The organism is Xenorhabdus innexi (genome assembly GCF_002632485.1).
GTDB lineage: Bacteria > Pseudomonadota > Gammaproteobacteria > Enterobacterales > Enterobacteriaceae > Xenorhabdus > Xenorhabdus innexi.
In genome coordinates, this window is record NZ_NIBU01000139.1 from 1 (window position 1) to 2605 (window position 2605).

1 protein-coding gene is annotated in these 2605 nt (G+C 48.9%); it reads right to left on the reverse strand.

The window, feature by feature from the left end:
- On the reverse strand, positions 1-2605 hold a 2605-nt coding region (locus Xinn_RS20430), incomplete at both ends, for a condensation domain-containing protein (RefSeq protein WP_244590280.1).

The window sequence follows — 2605 nt, forward strand, 5'->3', positions numbered from 1 at the left end:
GAGTCTGCGTATCACCAGTGTAGCTGTACAACAGTTTGTGCCAGGCAAATTGCAGCGCCACATTCAGGGTGATCCCCATCTCGCGGCAGGTATTTTTCAGCCGCTCATAAGCGTTGCCCTGTAGGGCGAGTTGCTGTGTTGCCGGGTTTTCGACGGTTTTTATCTGGGTTAAATCGGTGTAATGACTTAACAGAGCAGACAGATCATTCGTGCCCTGAAAATGGGCTTTACGTTCAGCCCAGTAAGTCTCTGATTCCGCTTTATGTTCCAGATAATATTGCTGGGTTGCCAGATAGGCTTTATCAGCCACAATTTTCGGTGTCTGCCCCTGAGTGAGTGCATCGTAATACTCATGTACCGCCTGCAATAGAATCGGCTGGCTCCAGCCATCAAGAATCGCGTGATGCAGGGTGATAAGTACCGTAACCAGCGTTTCCCGTTGCCTGATCAGGCTGAAACGCATTAATCCGGGCTGGCTGAAATCAAAGGGCAGAATGCGATCCTGTTGCCGGATGGCGTTAATGGCATTTTCCCGCTCCTCTTCCGGCAACCGGCTGATATCGTTAATGGTGAAGTTAGCTGAACTGATACCGGCATTTTTAGTTACGATTTGTAAAACCTCTTCGTCCCAGTCAAAGGCGGTTCTGAGAACGGGAAAACGAAGTGAAGCCAGCGCCCATGCTTGCTGGTAGGCGGCAATATCCATATGGGTGTGATAATCCAGCAGTAACTGAACCCGATAGGCATCATCCTGTGGCTGAGCCAGATGATGGTAAATAAACCCCTGCTGTAAGCTGGTGGCAGGGTAAAGTGCTTCGATTTGGTACTGTTGTTGAAGCTGGCGAAGAAGAGCGATTGAAATTCCGGCAATGCTATAATCACTGGGAGTTTTTATTCCGCCCGATTTTGCCTGCTGTCGTGCCGTATTGATGACAGAACAAAGTGCCTGTTCAAATGCGGTGATAAACTTTTGTGTCTCAGTCTGCGTTAAACGCGAACCGATATGAAATTGCAGAAGACCGGTTTGAATCAGGCCATTAATATTCAGCAGCAGGTGGCTATGGTTATCTTCTGCCATGACATTGCCACAATTGTCGCTGGTCAGTGCCCAGTTCTGTCCGGTTTCCCCACCCAACTGACCAAGGTAGTTGAAGCTGATTGCGGGTAATTTTCCGCTCAGATAGCCAGCCTGAGATAATGCACCATATCCGATGCCTTTATTCGGTACTGCACGGAGCATTTCTTTGGTGTGAATAATGGTTTCGGTAATATCGGATCGCGTGGTTAGCTGAACGGGATATATCGTGGTAAACCAGCCGACGGTTTCAGAAATATCCAGCGTATTGTCGATGGCTTCACGACCATGCCCTTCAAGCGTGATGGTGTTAACCGACTGTAAAAAAACTGCCGGTAATGCCAGAGCTAATGCACTGAGTAATAGATCATTAATTTCGGTTTGATAACCGGCATTAGCTTCCCGCAGTAGAATATCCGTCAGTTCAGCGGAAATACTCAGAGTATGCAGGCTGATTGCTTCTGAAACCGATTGTGTTGCTGAAGCTGATTGTGTTGCTGAAACCGGATCAACCGGCATTTCGGTCATCACTTGTTGCCAGTAGAGAATTTCCTGTTGATGCTGTCCGGCGTAATGATGGACAGCCTTTACCCATTGGCGATAGCTGCTGGTTTTTGCTGGCAGTGTTTCGCCCTGTAATAAACGGCGTATATCTTCCGCAATAATCCGCCATGAAACGGCATCAATAATCAGATGGTGGAAGGCGAAGAATAGCCGGGCACTGCCATCGGCATATCCGGTCAGATGGGCGGCCTGCCACAATGGCCCATTGTTGTAATCGAACCTATTCTGCCATTGGGTGAGTTGTTGAGATTGCTCACTTTCACTCAGTTGGCTGATATCACAGTGCTGTAATGGCGGCATTGCAGAGTTATGAATTGAAGAACTGTGTGTTGAAGATCTATGTATTGCAGATCTATAGCACTGACGATAACCCTGTTTGGTTCTGACAAAATGTGCCCGTAGCATATCGTGCCGCTCAGTCAGTGCTGCCAGCGCCTGTTTAATCGCTGTCTGCTTGATATCTCCGGGCAGCCGCAGCATGAATGCCTGATTCCAATGGTGTGGGCTGGGGAAATTCCAGTCAAAGAATGTCTGCTGAATGGGTAACAGGCCGAATTCCCCGCTCAGCAATCCCTGCTCGGCAATAACAGTTGTTGCGGAGGCTGTCTGTGTCAGTAACTGAGCCAACTGTGCCACGGTGGGGGCGTCAAAAATCGATTTCATCTGAAGGCAGAATCCAGCCTGACGTAGTCTGGAAACTAACTGAATACTGATAATTGAATCACCACCGATACGGAAGAAATTATCTTCGATACCGACCCGCTCCAGCCCCAGAACGTCCTGCCAGATATTGCACAATTGAGTTTCCTGTTCATTGCGGGGAGCGGTGTAGCTGTCTTTGTTTCCCCATATCGGCGCAGGCAGGGAGCGTCGATCCACTTTGCCATTCAGCGTCAGGGGAATGGTGTCCATAAACGTAAAACTGGCGGGCAGCATATAGTCCGGCAGGCGGTCAGATAAGTGTTC